Source organism: Aestuariibius violaceus, from assembly GCF_040779325.2.
GTDB classification, from domain to species: domain Bacteria; phylum Pseudomonadota; class Alphaproteobacteria; order Rhodobacterales; family Rhodobacteraceae; genus Aestuariibius; species Aestuariibius violaceus.
Genome location: NZ_JBFONT020000029.1, coordinates 1 through 960, shown reverse-complemented (window position 1 = coordinate 960; position 960 = coordinate 1). Strand labels below are relative to the sequence as shown.

The window sequence follows — 960 nt, the reverse complement described above, 5'->3', positions numbered from 1 at the left end:
ACCAGCCATCCCAGAAGCGGCCCGGTGCCATAGGCGGTGTCAGCGATCAGCCGTTCTGGATGAAGATCGAACCGTTTCTTCACCCGCCTCAGCATTGTCTTGGTTGATCCAACCTCGGCCTGCCTGATTGATCGCGTGGCTTCGACATCGACAATGACTCCCTGGTCTGTGTCGATCAGGTAATTGTCGGAATAGCTGAAGAATGCCGGGCCTTTACGGGCAGCCGTCCACTGGCTGGCTGGGTCAGAATGCGCGGTGAACTTCGGCTGCACCTCGCTCGCGGCGCCGGACGCGGCCTCGTCCAGCGTGTCGAGATACTCGCGCACAGCACGGGGCGCATCGGCCGGATTAATGTCCGCAGCATCCCACTCTTCCTTCGGAGTAGAGTTCTGTTTGTTCGCATCAGCTTCGATCAGGCTGGCATCAATCGCCATCCGCTGGCCGCTGACCAACCCTTCTTCGACGCACCGCGCCACCGGCGTCTCGAAAAGATGGCGTAGCAGCTTGCTCTCTCGGAAGCGCCCATGCCTGTTCTTAGAAAAGCATGCCTGTTCTTAGAAAAGGTGGAATGATCAGGCACTCGGTCGTTCAGATCGAGGCGACAGAACCAGCGATAGGCCAGGTTCAGATGCACCTCTTCACAGAGCCGCCGCTCCGACCGGATGCCGAAGCAGTAGCCCACCAGCAGCATCCGGGTAAGCAGTTCTGGATCGACAGAAGGACGGCCCGTGTGGCTGTAGAAGTCTGCGAGATGCGGGCGGATACTGCTCAAATCGACAAAGCGATCAATCGACCGCAGCAGGTGGTCTTGCGGGACATGATCTTCCAGCGAGAACTCGTAGAACAGTGCCGCCTGCGCTTCCTGCTTTGGTCCCATCATCCCCAATTCCTCCCTATGGAAAGAATTGAATCAGCGACTTACGCATCGATCAAGGACGAGTTCTTCAACGAAATACGCCG

Annotated in this window: 1 pseudogene; it reads right to left on the bottom strand. The window is 57.9% G+C overall.

The window, feature by feature from the left end:
- A pseudogene (locus AADZ90_RS22410) lies at positions 1-880 on the bottom strand (transposase); the annotation flags it as partial.
- Positions 881-960 lie beyond the last annotated feature (80 nt).